This window comes from Pandoraea anhela, assembly GCF_902459655.1.
GTDB classification, from domain to species: Bacteria; Pseudomonadota; Gammaproteobacteria; order Burkholderiales; family Burkholderiaceae; genus Pandoraea; species Pandoraea anhela.
In genome coordinates this window covers 109,533-127,031 of record NZ_CABPSB010000015.1, presented here as the reverse complement: position 1 = coordinate 127,031, position 17,499 = coordinate 109,533, and the positions used below count along the sequence as shown (strand labels likewise).

The 17,499-nt window shown below is 64.5% G+C and carries 15 protein-coding genes; 10 read left to right on the top strand and 5 right to left on the bottom strand.

Annotation, left to right across the window (positions count from 1 at the left end; genetic code table 11):
• The first annotated feature begins 94 nt into the window (after window positions 1-94).
• The 4 genes from PAN31108_RS19155 to PAN31108_RS19140 all read left to right on the top strand — a co-directional run bounded on the left by PAN31108_RS19155 (window position 95) and on the right by PAN31108_RS19140 (window position 4,481).
• The gene (locus PAN31108_RS19155) at window positions 95-1,570 is read left to right on the top strand and encodes an aldehyde dehydrogenase family protein (protein WP_150670371.1); all 1,476 of its coding nucleotides are present in this window, start codon (window positions 95-97) and stop codon (window positions 1,568-1,570) included.
• Window positions 1,571-1,648: 78 nt separating this feature from the next.
• Complete coding sequence (locus PAN31108_RS19150; protein WP_150670370.1) at window positions 1,649-2,512, top strand: DODA-type extradiol aromatic ring-opening family dioxygenase; 864 nt, start codon at window positions 1,649-1,651, stop codon at window positions 2,510-2,512.
• Between the two features lie 12 nt (window positions 2,513-2,524).
• Complete coding sequence (locus tag PAN31108_RS19145; RefSeq protein WP_150670369.1) at window positions 2,525-3,487, top strand: fumarylacetoacetate hydrolase family protein; 963 nt, start codon at window positions 2,525-2,527, stop codon at window positions 3,485-3,487.
• A gap of 4 nt (window positions 3,488-3,491) precedes the next feature.
• Window positions 3,492-4,481, top strand: coding sequence for a 2-dehydropantoate 2-reductase (locus PAN31108_RS19140; protein WP_150670368.1), 990 nt, complete (start codon window positions 3,492-3,494; stop codon window positions 4,479-4,481).
• Between the two features lie 74 nt (window positions 4,482-4,555).
• Here PAN31108_RS19140 and PAN31108_RS19135 read toward each other — a convergent pair whose 3' ends face one another.
• Together PAN31108_RS19135 and PAN31108_RS19130 are read right to left on the bottom strand one after the other, a co-directional pair.
• Window positions 4,556-5,842 (bottom strand): MFS transporter, encoded by a 1,287-nt coding sequence (locus PAN31108_RS19135; protein ID WP_150670367.1) that lies wholly within the window; start codon window positions 5,840-5,842, stop codon window positions 4,556-4,558.
• Window positions 5,843-5,998: 156 nt separating this feature from the next.
• Window positions 5,999-7,207 carry an amino acid aminotransferase gene (locus PAN31108_RS19130; RefSeq protein WP_150670366.1) on the bottom strand — a complete coding sequence of 403 codons (1,209 nt, stop codon included), beginning with the start codon at window positions 7,205-7,207 and terminating at the stop codon, window positions 5,999-6,001.
• Window positions 7,208-7,368: 161 nt separating this feature from the next.
• Here PAN31108_RS19130 and PAN31108_RS19125 point away from each other — a divergent pair, with 161 nt between their 5' ends.
• Both PAN31108_RS19125 and PAN31108_RS19120 read left to right on the top strand, forming a co-directional pair.
• Window positions 7,369-8,301 (top strand): LysR family transcriptional regulator, encoded by a 933-nt coding sequence (locus PAN31108_RS19125; protein WP_150670365.1) that lies wholly within the window; start codon window positions 7,369-7,371, stop codon window positions 8,299-8,301.
• A gap of 296 nt (window positions 8,302-8,597) precedes the next feature.
• Window positions 8,598-12,044: an autotransporter outer membrane beta-barrel domain-containing protein gene (locus tag PAN31108_RS19120; RefSeq protein WP_174995052.1), complete on the top strand. Its 3,447-nt coding sequence runs from the start codon at window positions 8,598-8,600 to the stop codon at window positions 12,042-12,044.
• Between the two features lie 48 nt (window positions 12,045-12,092).
• On the opposite strand, the gene PAN31108_RS19115 is transcribed toward PAN31108_RS19120, so the two are convergent.
• On the bottom strand, window positions 12,093-12,605 hold the full coding sequence (locus PAN31108_RS19115) for a hypothetical protein (protein WP_150670363.1): 513 nt from the start codon (window positions 12,603-12,605) through the stop codon (window positions 12,093-12,095).
• A gap of 333 nt (window positions 12,606-12,938) precedes the next feature.
• Here PAN31108_RS19115 and PAN31108_RS19110 point away from each other — a divergent pair, with 333 nt between their 5' ends.
• Both PAN31108_RS19110 and PAN31108_RS19105 read left to right on the top strand, forming a co-directional pair.
• Window positions 12,939-13,406 (top strand): DUF302 domain-containing protein, encoded by a 468-nt coding sequence (locus tag PAN31108_RS19110; protein WP_246184045.1) that lies wholly within the window; start codon window positions 12,939-12,941, stop codon window positions 13,404-13,406.
• A 356-nt stretch (window positions 13,407-13,762) separates the two neighbouring features.
• Complete coding sequence (locus PAN31108_RS19105; protein ID WP_150670362.1) at window positions 13,763-14,473, top strand: dienelactone hydrolase family protein; 711 nt, start codon at window positions 13,763-13,765, stop codon at window positions 14,471-14,473.
• Window positions 14,474-14,826: 353 nt separating this feature from the next.
• On the opposite strand, the gene PAN31108_RS19100 is transcribed toward PAN31108_RS19105, so the two are convergent.
• Complete coding sequence (locus tag PAN31108_RS19100) at window positions 14,827-15,135, bottom strand: DUF4148 domain-containing protein (protein WP_150670361.1); 309 nt, start codon at window positions 15,133-15,135, stop codon at window positions 14,827-14,829.
• 151 nt (window positions 15,136-15,286) lie between these two features.
• On the opposite strand from PAN31108_RS19100, the gene PAN31108_RS19095 reads away from it, so the two are divergent.
• Both PAN31108_RS19095 and PAN31108_RS19090 read left to right on the top strand, forming a co-directional pair.
• Window positions 15,287-15,685 (top strand): CopD family protein, encoded by a 399-nt coding sequence (locus tag PAN31108_RS19095; RefSeq protein WP_150670360.1) that lies wholly within the window; start codon window positions 15,287-15,289, stop codon window positions 15,683-15,685.
• Window positions 15,686-15,813: 128 nt separating this feature from the next.
• Window positions 15,814-16,605 carry an AraC family transcriptional regulator gene (locus PAN31108_RS19090; RefSeq protein ID WP_150670359.1) on the top strand — a complete coding sequence of 264 codons (792 nt, stop codon included), beginning with the start codon at window positions 15,814-15,816 and terminating at the stop codon, window positions 16,603-16,605.
• Here PAN31108_RS19090 and PAN31108_RS19085 read toward each other — a convergent pair.
• Window positions 16,553-17,275: an HAD family hydrolase gene (locus tag PAN31108_RS19085; RefSeq protein ID WP_150670358.1), complete on the bottom strand. Its 723-nt coding sequence runs from the start codon at window positions 17,273-17,275 to the stop codon at window positions 16,553-16,555. The two genes, PAN31108_RS19090 and PAN31108_RS19085, sit on opposite strands and share 53 nt — an antisense overlap.
• Window positions 17,276-17,499: the final 224 nt, after the last annotated feature.

Here is a 17,499-nt window from a genome sequence, read left to right as displayed (position 1 = left end):
ATTCCGCGAGATTCCGCGCAATTTCGCACAATTCGGCGCGATGCGAGCGTGTGCGTCATCCGCTTCCCAGAGATCCTTCGCAAAGAGACATGGCATGAGCTCTCTCCCTATCCAGGTAGCCGGCGTATCGGTGTCGCCGGATCACTACATCGACGGGCGTCGTGTGGCGTCCGACGAGACATTCGTGTGCGTATCCCCCATCGACCAGTCGCCCCTTGGCGACATCGCGCGCGGTCATCCGGCGCATGTGGATGCGGCGGTGACGTCGGCGTCGGACGCCTTCCCCGCGTGGGCGGCGCTCGGTGCGGCACAACGTCGGCCGTATCTCCGGCGCCTGGCCGAGGCCATCGGCCGTCGTGCCGACGCGTTCGCCGCGCTCGAGAGCGCCGACGCCGGTGTGCTGCGCTCGCGCATGGCGCACGGCGTGGTGCCGCGTGCGATGCAGAACATCGATTGGTTCGCCGAGCACGCACTCACGTTGCAGGAGCGGGTGATCGAGACGCCACAGGCGCGCCATCTCGTGCGTCACGATCCGGCGGGTGTGGTGGCCGTGATCACGCCCTGGAATTCGCCCTTGATGCTTGCGACGTGGAAGATCGGTCCGGCGCTGGCCTCGGGCAATACCGTGGTGCTCAAAGCGCCGGAGTGGGCGCCGCTCACGTCATCGCTGCTCGCGGATTGTGCACACGAAGCGGGACTGCCGCCCGGCGTCTTCAATCTGTTGCAGGGGGAGGGCGCCGTGACCGGGGCGGCGTTGGTGAGCGATGCGCGACTCGCACGCATCTCGTTCACGGGGTCGGTCGCGACCGCGAAATGGATCGCGAAGACGGCCGCCGAGAACCTCGTGCCTTGCAGTCTGGAACTAGGCGGCAAGTCGGCATTCATCGTGCTGGCCGACGCCGATCTCGATGCCGCCGCCGCCACCGCCGCGCTGATGTATCGCAATGCCGGTCAGGTATGCCTCGCGGGCACGCGGCTGCTCGTCCATGCGGACATCGCGCCGGCGTTCACCGCGAAGTTGCGCGACGTGGTGACGCATCTCGTCGTGGGCGATCCGCGCGACGCGGCGACCGAGGTCGGCCCGATCATCCACCCGCGCCAGCTCGAACGCGTGCAGGCCTTCGTCGACCGTGCCGTGGCCGGCGGGGCGCGCGTGCTGTGGGGCGGCACGGCTCACCCTTTCGGTGCGCAATACTTCGCGCCGACGCTGCTCACCGACCTGCGTCAGCAAGACGAAATCGTGCAGCAGGAAGTCTTCGGTCCGGTGCTCACGTTGCAGACGTTTACGAGCGACGAGGAAGTCGTCGATCTGGCCAATGGCACCGACTACGGGCTCGGTGGCGTTTGCTACGGCGACGAAGCGCACGCCATCGCGATTGCCGAGCGCGTTCGCACCGGGTTCCTCTGGATCAACAGCTTCGGCATTCGCGATCTGGCCGCGCCGTTCGGCGGGATCAAACGTTCGGGCGTCGGTCGTGAAGGCGGCGGCTGGAGCTTCGAATTTTTCTGCGACGTGAAGGATATCGTCGTGCCGAAACAACCGTTCAAAGCCAGCTTCAGCCATCGCTGAACGCCCGGCATCGAGCTTCCATCGGGCCGACGCCGGCGCGCGGCGGCCCTCGTTACCACAGGATGAGAGGAGAACACTATGGGACAGATCGTCGGCGCGGCGTTGGTGTCGCATCACCCCGGCCTGATGCAGTGTGAGGAGTTTCGTGTGTTGCAGGGCGCGGGAGCGGATTCGGATCTGATCCCCGGTTATGCACGGGTGCGGGAACGTATCGCGGCGGTGCGTCCGGATGTCGTCATGATCTTCGATTCGCACTGGTTCACCACCGGCTATCACCTGATCGACGGCGGCGCGCACTACTCGGGCATGTATGTCTCTGACGAAATGCCGTGGTATCTGCACGGCGTGCCGTACGACTATCGCGGGCATCCGGCGCTGGCGCTGGCTGTCGACGAGGTGGCGCGCGAGCGCGGCGTGCGGGCTCGGGCAGTGCAGCATCCCGATCTGCCTCGCCATTACCCGACGATCAACGTCATCAAGCAGATGCGACTCGACGCGTGGCCCATCGTGACGGTCAGTTCCTGCCAGAACTGCGAGACGCATCACTTCCTGCAATCGGGCGAGGTGATCGGCGAAGCGATTCGCCGCAGCGATCTGCGCGTGGTGATGCTGGCGTCCGGCGCGTTGAGCCATAAATTCAACGGTATCGACTGGAAGCCGAATCATCCGCGCATTTTTCACGAGAGCAACGTGTCGCGTCCGGAGAACATCGAGAGCGACAAGCGCGCGATCGAGGCGTTTCGCGAGGGACGTCACGACCGGATTCTGGCGGACTGGGATACGGATTACCGGAAGCGGCCGTGGGAGGCGCATGGGGCTCACTACTTGCAGATGGTCGGGGCGCTCGGTGGCGCCGAATGCCGCAGTGCAGGAACGGTGCTCTCCGATTACGAGAACGCCCGCGGCACGGGCAATGTGCATATCTGGTTCGATACCGTTTGACGAGGCAAGACGATGGACTTCGAGTTTCCGTTTCAGGAATTGCCCGCCGTGATGCGCGGGCCGCGCGTCGAGCGGCGTCGTATTCTGCTGGGGGGCAGCGCATTCTGGGGCACGATCGTCGAGGCGGACGACGCGCAGGGCGAGCGACCGGGCATGCTGCGGCTCGACGACGGCCGTCTCGTCGATCCGCAGACGGTGACGCATCTGCCCCCGGTGTCCCCGTCGAAAATTATCGCGGTGCATATCTCGTATCGCTCGCGTAGCATGGAGACGCGCAACAAGCCCAAGCCGACGGACACGCCAACGTATTTCACCAAACCGCCGACGTCGCTCAACGGTCATGGTGGTCAGATCCTCAAACCGGCCGATTGCCGGTATCTGAACTATGAAAGCGAGTACGCCGTGGTGATCGGGCGGACCTGCCGCAATGTCCTGCCGGACGAAGCGTGGGATTACATCGAGGGCTTTTGTGCGGCGCTGGACATGGGATTGCAAGACTTTCGCGACACCGATCAGGGATCGATGTTGCGGGTGAAGGGCGCGGACACATTGCTGCCCATCGGGCCGGGGATCGTGCGAGGCGTGAATCTGTTCGAGCAGACGTTGCGCACGTATCGCAATGGACGCGTCGTGCAGGAAGCGCATATTGGCGACGAGACGATCTGGGGACCGCACTACGTGATCGCGGACATTGCGCGGCACATCACGCTGGCGCCGGGCGACGTGATCCTGATGGGCACGCCGTGCCATTCCCGCTCGGTGGATGCGGGCGATCTCGTCGAATGCGAGATCACCGGGCTGGGACGTCTGTCGGGCCGTGTGGTGCAGATCGATGCGCCGCGGGCGGCGGCGCTCGGGGTCGGGCATCCGCCGGGCGACAGTCCCGAAGTGCGCCGTGTGGCGCTGGGTTTCGACGAACGTGTACCGGAGCGATTCAAGGAGAACTATCGTCTCGCGGCACAGCAACAGGAGTGAACGGATGAAGGTGACGATCATTGGCGCAGGCGCCATCGGTGGCTTGATCGGGCAGAAGCTTGCCGCGACCGGCGAGGCGCAGGTGAGCGCGCTCGCCCGCGGTGCGACGCTGGCGGCGCTGCGAGAGCGGGGCTGGCGCGTGAGGCAGGGAGAGTCAGTTACGACCACACCGGTCGCGGCGGCGCACGCGCTCGACGATGCCGCGAAGCTCGGTGAGCAGGATCTGGTGGTGATTGCGGTGAAGGGGCCTGCGCTGGCGCAGGTAACGGCTTCGGCCAAGCCGTTGCTCGGCGCGCACACGCTCGTGCTGCCGGCGATGAACGGCGTGCCGTGGTGGTTCTGCAAAGGCGTAGCGCCGTTCGGCGATGCGCCGTTGACGAGCGTCGATCCGGACGGGGCGATCGGTGAGACGATACCGCTGGCCAGCGTGATCGGGTGCGTGGTGCATGCGAGCGCCTCGACGCCGGAGCCGGGGCTGGTCGATCACAAGATGGGTCGTGGGCTCATCATCGGGGAGCCGGGTGGGGGCGGCAGCGAGCGCGTGCAGCGTCTGGCGGGATTGCTGACGCGTGCCGGGTTCGAGGCGACGGTGTCGGAGAACGTGAGACGGGATATCTGGTACAAGCTCTGGGGCAACCTGACGATGAATCCGGTCTCGGCGATCACGGGCGCGACCATCGACCGTCTGCTTGGCGATCCGCTGGTGCGCGAATTCTGTTCGGCGGCGATGCGCGAGGCGGCGGAGATCGGCGCGAAGATCGGCTGCGTGATCGACCAGTCGCCGGAAGATCGGCATGAGGTGACGGCGAAATTGGGAGCGTTCAAGACGTCGATGTTGCAGGACGTGGAAGCGAATCGCCCCATCGAACTCGACGCACTGGTGAGCGTGGTCCGGGAGATCGGCCGGCGCGTGGCCGTGCCGACGCCGAACATCGACGTGCTGCTCGGACTCACTCGCCTCTTCGGACGCACGCACGGGTTGTATCCGCAGTAACTCGCGGTAATCGGTGGCGCAGCGACAACGCAAAAAAGAAGGGGCACCTCGGCGGTGCCCCTTCAGGCTTTCGATCAGCGTACGCCGGTGTGTCGGTACACCTGACTCAGGGCGACCAACCCGGCAGCGGCGGCGGCCATCATGTAGAAGCTTGGGGCCAGTTTGCTGCCCGTCGCATTGATGAGCCACGTCAGGATGAAGGGGGCGAAACCGCCGAAGCACGTGACCGACAGGTTGTACGACAGCGACAGGCCCGTCGTGCGGGTCTTCACCGGAAAGATTTCCGAAGCCAATGCCGGCAGCGGCGCGAAGTAGATCGTCATCAGCACGCCCAGCAGCGTTTGCAACGCGAGCATCATGCCGAAGCTCGGATACGTGGAGAGTAACCAGAACATCGGCCAGATCGACACCAGCAATAAGGCTGCCGCGATCATCATCGGCTTCGTGCGGCCTGCGCGATCCGACCACGCGCCTACCACCGGCGACAGGAACATCTGCACGATGCCCGTGGCCACCGTCGCCGCGAACGCCACCGACGCCGGCAAGCCCAACTGCCTGATCGCGTACGTCGGCATGTACAACACGAGATACGTCGACACCGTGGCGACGACCACGGCACCGACGGCCAGCAGCAAACGCACCTTCTGATGCTCCAGCGTGTCGCGCAACGGCGTCTGCGTCGGCGCCGCCGCCAGAAACTCGGGCGTCTCGCTGACATGACGACGGATGTAATACGCCACCGGACCGATCAGCAAACCGAACAGGAACGGCACGCGCCAGCCCCAGCTCTGCATCTGCTCCGGCGACAGCGTGCTCGTGAGCGCGGCACCGAAGCCAGCCGCCAGGAGCGTCGTCAAGCCCTGACTCGCGACCTGAAAACTCGCGAAGAAGCCGCGTCGTTGCGGGGCATGCTCGGCCAGAAACGCGGTCGCACTGCCGAACTCGCCGCCCGCCGAAAAGCCCTGGATCATGCGCGCGAGCACGATGCCCATCGGCGCGAGCACGCCGATGGTCTCGTACGTCGGCATGAATGCGATGATCGCCGTGCCCGCCATCATCAACAGGATGGTGAGCGTGAGTGCTTCGCGGCGTCCGCGTCGATCGGCATACACGCCGATGACGATGGCGCCCAGCGGCCGCATGAAGAACGACACGCCGAACGTGCCGAGCGTGAGCAGCAACGATGTCGTGTCGTCGTGCGTGGGGAAGAACAGCTTGGCGATCGTGACGGCGAAGAAGCCGTACACGACGAGATCGAACCATTCCAGCGCGTTGCCGATAGACGCGGATATCACCGCGCGCCAGGTGTGAGAGGGGGCGTCAAGGTCGAGGTGGACGCCCGTAGCCGAGGCCGTGTTCATGTTGTCTCCTGTCTTGTTTTTTGACGAGCTTTTTGTGATGTGAGGTTAGGTGAGGTGCGGCTATGCCAAGCGTGTGCCGTGGTCATGCCACGGCACACGCTTGCGTCCTGGATGCGCGCTTGTGGCGGGCGTGCACGGCGTGCGTTGCGCGGTGGATCACTGCGTCAGCACACTTGCGATGGCCTGCGCCACGGTGTCGACGTTGCGCGTATTGAGTCCGGCCACGCACATGCGTCCGGAGCGAAGCAGGTAGACGCCGTGCGTCTCACGCAAGGTGTCCGCCTGAGCCGCCGATAACCCCGTGTAGGTGAACATGCCGCGCTGCGCGACGTAACGCGACAGGTAACGCGACAGCGTCTCGCCGCTCATATGGGGGGCGAGGCGCGTGTGAATCTGCGAGCGCATCGTGGCGATGCGGGTGCGCATGCTGTCGAGTTCGACCTCCCATGCGCGCCGCAACGACGGTGTCGTCAGCACTTGTGCGACGAGCCGTGCGCCATGCGTGGGCGGATTGCTGTAGTTCGCCCGGACCGTGCCCGTCAGTTGACCGAACACGCGTGACGCTTCGTCCGCCGTCGAACAAACCACGGACAACGCGCCGCAGCGCTCGCCGTACAGCGAGAAGTTCTTCGAGAACGAATTGGCGACGACGGTCGGCACGCCGGCGTCCGTCAGCGCGCGTACGGCGAAGGCGTCGGCATCGAGCCCGTCGCCGAAGCCCTGATAGGCCATGTCGACGAACGCGATCAGGCCGCGCTCGCGCAGCACCGGTACCAGCGCCTGCCATTGCGCCGGAGACAGATCGACGCCGGTCGGGTTATGGCAACACGCGTGCAGCAGCACGATGCTGTGCGGCGGCAACGCGCCGAGGGTGTCCATCATGGCGTCGAAGCGCAGACCGCCCGTGGTGTCGTCGTAGTACGTATAAGACTGCACGGCGAAGCCCGCGCCCTCGAAGACCACCCGATGGTTGTCCCAGCTCGGATCGCTGATCCAGAGGGTGCTGTGCGGAAAGTAGCGCTTGAGGAAGTCGGCGCCCACCCGCAATGCGCCGCCGCCGCCCAGGGTCTGCAAGGTCGCGATGCGCCGTTCGCGACGAGCGGCGCTGTCCTCGCCGAACACGAGTGCCTGCACCGCGTCCCGATACGCCGGCGAGCCCGCCATCGGCAGATAGGGCCGGGGCCCGATGTCCGCGAGCATGGCCGATTCCGCCTCGCGCACGGCCTGCATGACCGGCAGACGACCGTCGTCGTCGAAATAGATGCCGATCGACAGATTCACCTTGTGCTGGCGCGGGTCGTGGCCGAAGGCTTCGTTCAGGCTGAGAATGGGATCGCCGGGATAGGCGTCGACGTGGGAAAACATGGGGGATCTCGCTCCGTCTCGATGCTGGATGAACTCAGCAGGTAAGGTCCGTCGGACAATGCCTTGGGGAATTTTGAAAATCGATTGTGGGCGACGCCCCTTTGCGGAACAATCAATCGATTCTGGTCCATTCGTAAGCGAAACTTGATAATCGAAACCTCATGCCCCTGACCCGTGTCACGCTGCGCCAGTTCGAAGCCCTGGTCGCCATCGCCGAATTGCACAGCTTTGCCGAAGCGGGCAATCGTCTGGGACTCACCTCGTCCGCCGTAAGTCAGTTGGTCGCCGAGCTTGAGTCGGTGATCGGCTTTCGCATCTTCGACCGCACCACGCGGCGTGTTGCGCTCTCGAGTGCGGGACGCGATTTTCTGGCGTCGGCGGAGTCGGTGCTGCGGCACGTGCAGGCCGCCGAGAAAACGGCCGACGACCTGCGCAATCGCGCCGCCGGCATCGTGCGTGTGGGCGCGCCGCTGGTGCTGGCGAGCATGGCGTTGCCGGCGGCGATTCGCGAGTACACGGCGTCGCGTCCGAAAGTGGTGGTGCGGGTCGTCGATACGCCGGTCGATGCACTCATCGATCACGTGACCAACGGGGATATCGACATCGCCATCGGCCCCAATCGCGCGACGGGCGTGCATGTGACCGGGGCCCCGGCGTTCGACAGTCCGTGGGTGTTGTGGTGCGCGCCGGCGCACCCGCTCGCCCGACGTCGCCGGGTGCGATGGACCGACCTGCGCGACACGCCGCTCGTTGCCGCCGGGCGCGATCACGAGCGCAGCGTCGCGCAAATGCGTTTGTCGGCGCCCCCGGACGCGCGCATTACCTCCATCGATGTCGTAGACAACGTGACGACGGCGCTCGGCATCGCCTCGCAGGGGCTGGCGGCCACGCTGACGCCAGGGTATGTGGCGGCGCTTGCGCCATCGTTCGGGCTGGTGATGCGTCGGGTGATCGCGCCGGAGACGATTCGTCAGGTCTGTGTGTATCGTCCAATGTCTCGCGCCGCATCGCCTGCGGCGCAAGGCTTCGCGGAATTTCTGCTGACGTGGCTGCCGCAGTGGAACGAGACGATCATGAAGGTTTCGCGGGAATAGCGTGCGCGGCGTGCCGGAGATCGCGCGGTTCGGTGCGACGTCGCAGCGAGAAAGCAACAGTTCGGTAATTAAAATTACGATAAGTACGCCGAAACGAAAATATAAATGACCGATTCACGATAAGCGATGCGATGACGGCATTTCGAGGTGCCGCCACACTGTAGTTTTCCGTGCGATTGGTTTAGTGTTTGCCAACGAAGATGCCAATGACGCGACGCTTGTCTGCGTGTATTGATTCGTACTATTGAGTATTGCCTCCGATGTGTCTGCTTGTCTCCATCCCCCAAGGAGTTAAAGTGACCCATGCAATGCGCGAACGTATGCCGCGTCGTCGTCCTCTCGCGATGGCGGTCGCTCTGGTGTTTGTGTCCATCGGTGCAGCCCGGGCGCAGACCTACCCGTTGCCCGTCATCACGTCGGGCACCGTACTCCCTTACGAACAGTATTACGACGGCAGCGTCGTTCCCGTGGGCGAGATTCAGGGCAGTGTCACCATCCACCCGGTGCCGCCCTACCCACCCCAACTCGGTGGTGCGGGAATCGCGGTGTTTCGGGGCGCCAACGTCACGATCAACCCGAATCTCGGCATCCCGGGACAGGTGTCGGTGACGTCGGACTTTCGCGCCGGCGCCCCCAACGACGCCCTCTATATCGCCAACGGCACGGTGAACATCGTGGCGAGTGCCGCGGGCGTGCTGCTCACGGGAAACGGCACGTCGGTGCAAGGCGTCTACATGCCGGAATCGTCTGCCGGCAATTCGTTGCTGACCGGCGCCAACGTGACCATCGTCACGAACGGCACGACGGCCGACGGCATGCGGCCTTACGGCGCGACATCGACGATCAACCTCCGCGACACGTCGATCACCGTCAACGGTCAGGACAGTTGGGGCGTGCGCTCATGGGGCGGCAGCAACATCACGCTGACGAATTCGTCGATCGCGGCCAACGGCACGAAGGTCTCGGGTGCTGGCGGCGTGCTGGTCTATAACGGCTCCGTCGCGACCCTCAACGGCGATTCGACGATCACCACCGGCGTGAACGGCAATCTCGGATTGAATGCCGAGTCCGGAGGCACGCTCAATACGAATACCGATCCCGGCACGGCGGGCACCGTCACGGTCAGCACCACCGGTGCGGGCAGTCACGCGGTGCGCATCGGCACGGCCTTCGGCAACCTCAACCGGTTGCGTCTGTCGACCACGCAGAACGCCACCTACGGTTTGCTGGTGAACGGCACGTCGACCGTGACCGGTTCGCAGATTGCGATCAATACGTCCGGGACGTCGGCCTACGGCATGTGGATCTCCGGGAGCACGACAGCTACGCTCAACGGCGGCTCGATTACCACGCAAGGACAGACGGCGTACGGTCTGCTCTCGGGGAGCGGGGCGGCAACGGTGAACCTGTCCGACTTCGCCATCGCGACGCATGGTACGCAAGCTCACGGCATCTACGGATGGACCGGCAGCACGACGAATTTCGCGGGCGGCTCGATCACGACGGATCAGGCGAGTACCTATGGCATTTACGCCAACGCCGGTACGGTGAACCTATTGCGCAGCAGCGCGACGGGCGCCGGCACCTCGATAACGACGACCGGCACCAATGCCTACGCGGTGCGGATTCAGAACGGCGGTCTCTTCAACGCGACCGGCGCATCGATCCGGGCCTCGGGGGCAGGCACTGCGGCGATCGTGTTCGATGCGCCACAGACCATCACCGGCGTGACGGTATCGGCCCCTACGCCGGGCCTGCCGACCTTGCCCGCGACGACGCCGCTGCTGTCGTCGAGCGATCCGCCGCCGCCGCTTGCCATCGTCACACCGGTGCCTGCCGCCCCGACCGACCTCGGCAGCGACCTCGTCGCCCTTGCGGCCGGACCGCTGCCGGGGGCGCACATCGCCCCGGTGCGCGCCGGGGGGTACAACATGACGTTGCAGGACACGACCGTCACGTCGGACAGCGGCGTCGCGTTATGGGGGTACGGCGGGATCGCGAACGTCAATCTCGCGAATTCCGCACTCAACGGCGGCGGTGGCGCGATCAACGCGACGACGCGCTCGGGAATCGGTGCGAACCTGAATCTCGACGCCAGCCATTCGACGCTGACCGGCCGTATTTATACGGATGCCAACAGCACATCCGTCGTCAATCTGAGCAACAACAGTGTCTGGCATGTGACGGCGACCTCCAACGTCACCGAGTTGAACAATACGAACAGCCTGCTCGACTTCCCGGTGACATCGTTGCTCACCGCCGCGCCAACCAGTCAGGGGTCGTATCGCAACGTGACGATCGGCAACAACTATGTGGGCAATGGCGGCACGGTGGCGCTCAACACGTATCTGAACGAAGGCGGCGCGCTGTCGAATCAATACAGCGATCGTCTGCTGATTCAGGGCGGGGCGAGCGGCAGTACGGTGCTGCAAATCAAGCCGACGTCGGGCAGTCCCGGCCGGCTGACGTCGCCCAGTGGCGTGATTACCAATGACGAAGGGATCTCGGTGGTGCAGGTAGCGGGCGCGTCCACGTTCGACGCTTTCCGGCTCGCCGGCGGATACGTCGTGGCGCCGAACTCACCGTACGAGTACCGGTTGTACGCCTACGGGCCGGGGTCGGTGCACGGCACGGCCGATGCTGCGCAGAACCTCGTGAGCACCGGTGCGGGGTACTGGGATTACCGGCTGCAAAGCGCCTATGTGTCGCCTGAAGGCCCGGTTGATCCGGAGGAGCCGGGCACGCCCGGCGGCGAGATCGAAGCGCCGGTCCCGCCCGACGCACGTCGTGAAGTTGCGCCGCAGGTCGCGTCCTATCTGAGTGCGCCGGCAGCGTTCCTGCAAGCGGGCTGGGTCGATATGGATTCCCTGCATCGACGTCTGGGCGAAGTGCGCGACGATCGTGAACTCGGACGGGATCGCGGCCCCGGTGAGATGTTCATGCGCGGTTACGGCGGTGGCTTCAAATACCGCTCGAATCAGAGCTTTCAGACGTACGGCTACGACATGAACGCCGACTACGGGGCGATTCAGGTCGGTGGCAACCTGCTCAAGCACTTCACCGAGGACGGCACATGGCGCTTCGGCGCCGCCGGATCGATGGGCTGGCTGCATTACGAGCCGAACGCCATCGACGGGCCGAGTTCCACGCGCGCCAGCACTTACCGTCTCTATGGCTACGGCACGTACCAGAGTCAGAAGGGCTGGTATGTGGACGGTATCGTGTCGGTCGGCTGGTTCAACGGTCGCACCACGACCGACGCCCGCGGCGAAGTGGCGCCGATGCGCGGCAACAGCTACGCGGCGTCCATCGAAGGCGGGTTCCCGCTGGCGCTGCCGTACGGGATGCATCTGGAACCGCAAATGCAATTCATCGGCCAGCATCTTGCCTTCGGCAATATGACCGACGGCGACGGACTCGTCGTGAACATCGGTGCGCAGAATCAGGTCACGGGACGGCTGGGGGTGCGACTGACACGGCCCTTCGAGATCGACACCGGGCGCGTGACGCCGTATTTCGGAGTCGATGTCATCCATGCGTTCGTCGGCGGGACCGGAGTGCAAGTCGGCGAGTCCCTGTTCCAGACGGGGAAATACGGCGATTCGATGTTGTTCTCGCTCGGTGTGAACAGCGCACAATCCGACAACTTCTCGCTGTATGGCCGGGTGTCGTATCAGAAGAGCTTCGGCACCGCCGGTATGCGCGGTGTGCTTGTCAATGTCGGTGCGAAATATCTCTTCTGATGGGAGGCGGGCGTCGGCATCCGGACCGGTGTCGACGCCGGATCACGCTTAACGACGTTGGGCGTCGGACGTGGGCGACGCCGCGAGATCCTCGTTCAGTTGCGCACGCAGCGTTGCGATGGCCGCCGTCGTATCGGCAGGCTCGGCAGGCTGAAGCGTCTCGCGCGCGATGGCCTCGCGCAGATGGCGGCGCAGGATCGGATCGCGCGCCTGCGTGAGCGTCTCGCGGTAGAACGGCAGGACTTTCTCCGGATGCCCCCCCACGCGGTACAGATGTGCAATTGCCTCGACAGTGCGTGCGGTGGCGAAACCGGGGCCGCCGGGGATCATCGGACTCAATGGGCCCAGCGGCCCCGGACCGTGCGGACCGGCGTCCGGCGGCGGGGGCGGCAGCTCGCCGGTACTGCGCAGCTCCGCAGTTTGCACTGCGCATTGCACGCGCGCGGGCGGCAGCGTGTCGGCGGTCGCGGCGCGCGCGTTCATGCCTGCGGCGCCAAGGGCCGTGAGCGCGAGCGTCAGGGAAAGTGCGCCCGCGGCACGGCGCATGGAAAACTTAATCATATGGACTCCGTAGCAAATGCGTTCGCTGAAGTATCGAACGACGGGGCCAAGCGTAACGCGCAACGAATCGGCGTCAGGGAGGCGGTAACGGCTTGTAAGGCGTGAAAGGCGCGAAAGGCGTGAAAGGCGTGAAAGGTGTGGAGGGATCGAGGAAAAGGGGTGGCAGCGGTGTCGAGGGCGCGCGGCCGAATCGCGACAACAGCGGTCGCAGGCAGCGGTACACTGACGGGACTGCCGCACCCGTGCATGGGTGCGATCCGGGCACGATCCGGGCGCAGCTTAGGCGGCATCGCGTCTTCGTGTCGGTGCTGCCGCCGCGTTCAAGGAGCCTCCATGACAACCGATGCAAGCCAAACGCGCCCGATGCCTGAACCGAAGCCCGAACCGACGTCCCAACGCACCGAGTTCGCGCGTCCCGCTACCGTCACGTCGTTGCGAAGCCCGGTGGATTTCTACGCCACACTCACGCGAGTGATCGACGCGCTCAGGCAGCATGGCATGACGATCTTCGCGGACATCGATCAGAGCGCAGCGGCCGCCTCGGCGGGAACGTCCCTGCGCCCGACACGACTGGTGCTCTTCGGCAACCCGAAGGGCGGCACGCCGGTCATGAACGCGAATCCGCATGCCGGTCTCGAACTGCCGTTGAAGGTGATGGTGTGGGCAGCATCTGCCGACGACGTGCGCGTGGACTTCCTCAATCCCGGGCCATCGCTCAGCGCGCTGTACGGCATCGATTCGGCGCAGGTCGCCGGTTTCGGCGGCGTGGTGAAACTGCTGGAGTCTGCGCTCGCTGCGTAATTGATTTTGCAAATTGGTTTTGCAGATGCGGGCGCAGACGGCCGCGTCGCCGTCGATCCATTCTGCTGCAACGATCGCAAGCGGGTTCGATCGTCGAAACAATGCGAAGGACGTGAGGCGCGACACCCGACGAATTCCCGGGCGATCCGGACGTGTTTGCCATGCGGTGCGCTGTCGCGCCCCTGTAGCGCCTTATCCGGCGGGCGTCTTCGACGACTGTGCGCGGAGGGAAAAATCCCTATACTGGTTCGGTTTCACTGCGTCCGGCCTTGCAGGGCGGTCCTCGCTCCAATCCGCAGGGCATGACGTGATGTCAGGGCGCAGGCATTTCCCCCCTTTTTGATGGAGCAACTTCCGTGTCGAACAGTCAATGGATCAAAGTCGAAACCGTGGATGGCACTTTCGACGCCTATCTCGCATTGCCGCCGACAGGTAACACGACGAATGCCCAGGGCGTAGTGCTGGTGCAGGAAATTTTCGGCGTGAACGAACACATTCGCGGCGTGGCGGATCAGTATGCGATGGACGGTTACGTGGTGCTGGCGCCTGACATTTTCTGGCGCTCGGCCCCGCGGGTGGAACTCGGGTACGCGGGCGACGACTGGGGCCGCGCGTTGGAACTGCGCAAGGCGGTGGACGTCGAGAAGGCCGTGAAGGACGTCGAGGCGACGGTGAAGGCGTTGCGCGGCAAACTCGACGCCGGGGCCAAGGTCGCCGCCATCGGCTATTGCTTCGGCGGCCTGCTGTCGTACCTGAGCGCCGCGCGCGGTCATGTCGACGCCGCCGTGCCTTACTACGGCGGCGGTATTCACAATTATCTGAACGAAGCGGCCAATCTGAACGTGCCGACGCAGTTCCACTACGGGGCGCTCGATTCGCACATCACGCCGGATATCGTCACGCAGGTGAGCGATGCGGTGAAATCGCGTCCGAACACCGAAGTGTTCGTGTATCCGAACGCCGACCACGGGTTCAACTGCTGGGCGCGCGCGTCGTACGATCAGCCGTCGGCCGCGCTGGCCCACGGTCGCGCGCTCGAATTCCTCGCGAAGTCGTTCGCAAAGTAATCGGTCGTCGCAACCCCATGCAGACGCGTCGCTTCGGGCGGCGCATAACGAAGAAGCCCGCTTTTGGCGGGCTTCTTCGTTTTTGTACCGGATCGGGGCGGTGGCTTTGTGACGAACGTCGGTAAATGACGCCGTTCGGGGCCTTCGGAGTCTATCCGGCTAAAAAAGCCCGTCGCCGAAGCGACGGGCAAAGTCCTGTGCGTCGAACCGCTACGCACAGCGACAGGAGTCTTAGGTCGAAGAAGACCGGAGATCACACTGGTGCACCGGGACCCCGGTGCGTCGTTATGCGCAGAACGCGCGCCGCGCCACGCACCTCTCGTCAAAGGAGGTGCGCGGCGCGGCGAGTTACATTACGAACCGAAGTAGGTCGTGCCGGCGCGTTGCAGGCCACCCACCGAACCGATCGAGACCGGGGCGCTGGCCGTGGCCGGTTGTGCGCTCGGGGCTGCCTTCGGGTACACGGTGTCGTGTTGCACCACGAGACCGGCGTGTTGCGCCTGAACCAGTTCCTCACGCACCTGAGCACGGCTCAGGGCGCTGGTTTGGGGAACCCACGAGAATTCCGAGGGACCGTCGAAGGCGTCGCTGGCGAAAGCCGAACCGGCCGACACAGCCAGCATCGCGGAAACCAAAGCCGAGGTAATAAGGGTGCGCTTCATGATGATTCTCCTGTCTTTTGAAGGGGGCGATGTTCAATTCATCGTCGACAGTTGAAGTGTATTAATGCGACGCTTTGCGATAAAGGCGACTTATTACAAGCCACTATTGCTTAGAAGGAAATAATTGCGCGAAACCCGAAGGAGACGACCGATGCTCTATCTGTGGGTCAAGGCGGTTCATCTGATGGCGGTGATCACGTTCGTCGCCGGACTGGTGACGATGGCGGTGGGCGGGCGTCTGGCACAGCCCGAGTGGCGTCGTGCTGTGCGCCGGGCAGATTACGCACTGGCGTCGCCTGCGCTGGCCGTGGTGTGGATCACCGGCCCGGTGCTCGCCGTCATGGCGAACGCGTGGCACGCCCCATGGTTGATGGCGAAGCTGGTTTTCGTGCTCGTCATTTCTGCATTGCACGGACGCCTGTCGGCTACGTTGCGGCGTCTCGAGCGCGATGGGAGTCGACCTCCTCCGGCATGGTTTCGGTACGCCGCGCCCGCCACACTGATGTCGATGGTCGCGATCGTCGCGCTTGTCATCGTCAAACCGTTCTGAGCGGTGCGCGGCTTGCAATGACCCGGTAAGGGATTCGGGTTGGTATGCGCGAGGGCGCGGTGTTACGCTGATGACACCGAAAAGTACGTCCCAATCTCCGCTTTTTGCCCTTTCGAGGCCGGGTCCCAATGCCGATCACCAGTGCGACTCCTCTGGAGTTTCAGGCTCACGACCGCCCAGTCGCTGTGTTGGCGAAGGATTATCCGGATGGTCACGTGGTGCGTCCGCACAGCCATCGGCGCGCGCAGTTGATGTATGCCAGCGCGGGCATTCTCGAAGTTCGCACGGATACGTCGTTTTGGGTGATTCCGCCGCAGCGCGCGCTGTGGATTCCCGCGGAAATCACGCATGAAGTGCGAATGCGCGGCAAGGTGGAGATGCGCACGGTATACATCGACGTCGTACGTTGCGGTATGTCGGCACCCGACACCCCCGTGGTCATCCGTGTCTCCGCGCTGCTGCGCGAGCTGATTTTGCGGGCAATGACGCTTCCGCCGGACTGGTCGCCGCATGGCAAGGATGCGCTGGTCGTCGCGTTGCTGCTCCAGGAAGTCGAGTGGAAAAGCGATTCGCCACTGCACTTGCAGGTGCCGCGCGACGTGCGTCTGCGCAAGATATTCGACACCTATCTGACGATGCCCGCCGACACCCGCAGCCTTCAGGACTGGGCGGTCGAGGTGGGGGCGTCGAGCCGCACGCTCGAGCGGCGCTTCATGACGGAGTTCGGATTGCCGTTCAGAGATTGGCGTCAGCAGATGCGATTGCTGGGCGCGCTGCCGCTGCTGGGCGCCGGGTGCCCCATCACACAAGTCGCGCTCGAAGTCGGCTACGACACGCCGAGCGCGTTTTCCACCATGTTCCGCCGGTTTATGGGCGTGACGCCAAGCGAGTACCTGACGCGCGCCCGCGGCCCGGATTGAGCCAGTGCATGGCGTCCCACATGTCGTCGTAGACCGGCACGCCTTCGTTGAGTAGCGGCGAGCGCTGGCGCTTCGAGCCGATGCCGATGAAATCGATGCCCAACTGGCGGGCGACCTTCAGGTCCCACATGCCGTCGCCGATGGACACGACGGCACGCGGGCGCGAGATGCCGTATCCGGCCTGCGCGCGCTTGATCGCCTCGCTCACGAGTTGCTCGCGCGAACTGTATTCGGACGCCGTAATGAGCATCGCGTCCGTGTAATCGATCGCGACCGAGCGCAGCTTGCGGTGGCTGACCTGCCGGATGCCGCCGGTGGCGAACACCACGCCCCAGCGCGAGCGATGCGCCGCTTCGACGAAGGCACGTGCGCCGGGGATCTCGGCCAGACCGTGCGCATTGAGCAGGGCGGTGAAGCGCTCGTCGATCTCGTGCTCGAAGCGGGCGAGGTCGTGCGGTTGCGGCAGCGCACGCCCGTTCTCCGCATGCGCGTGAATCAGGATGCCGGTGTCCGTGTGATGGGGGTAGCTGCCCCAGTCGGTGTTCAGATCTTCAAACGCCAGCGATTCCATGGCGCCGAGCAAGGCGCGTTGATGGATGCGAATCGAATCGGTCAGCGTGCCGTCGACGTCGAGCACCAGAATACTGTCTTTCTCAAAACTTGCCTGCATGGCGAATGGGGACTTTTGTCGGGACTCGTGTCAGCGCGGGCGGCGCAAACGCGGCCGCCGAAATGTGGGAGTGTACGAATTCGTCGCGGTAAGTAAAACGTGGCGAGTGACAGTGGCTACGCGCGAGGCGACAGAAATGCCTGCGGGATTTGATAGCTTGACGTCCGGCGTGCGCTGCGCGGGAGGGGGCTTGCCGCGCGGTGCGCCATGGCCGGCGGAGTCGA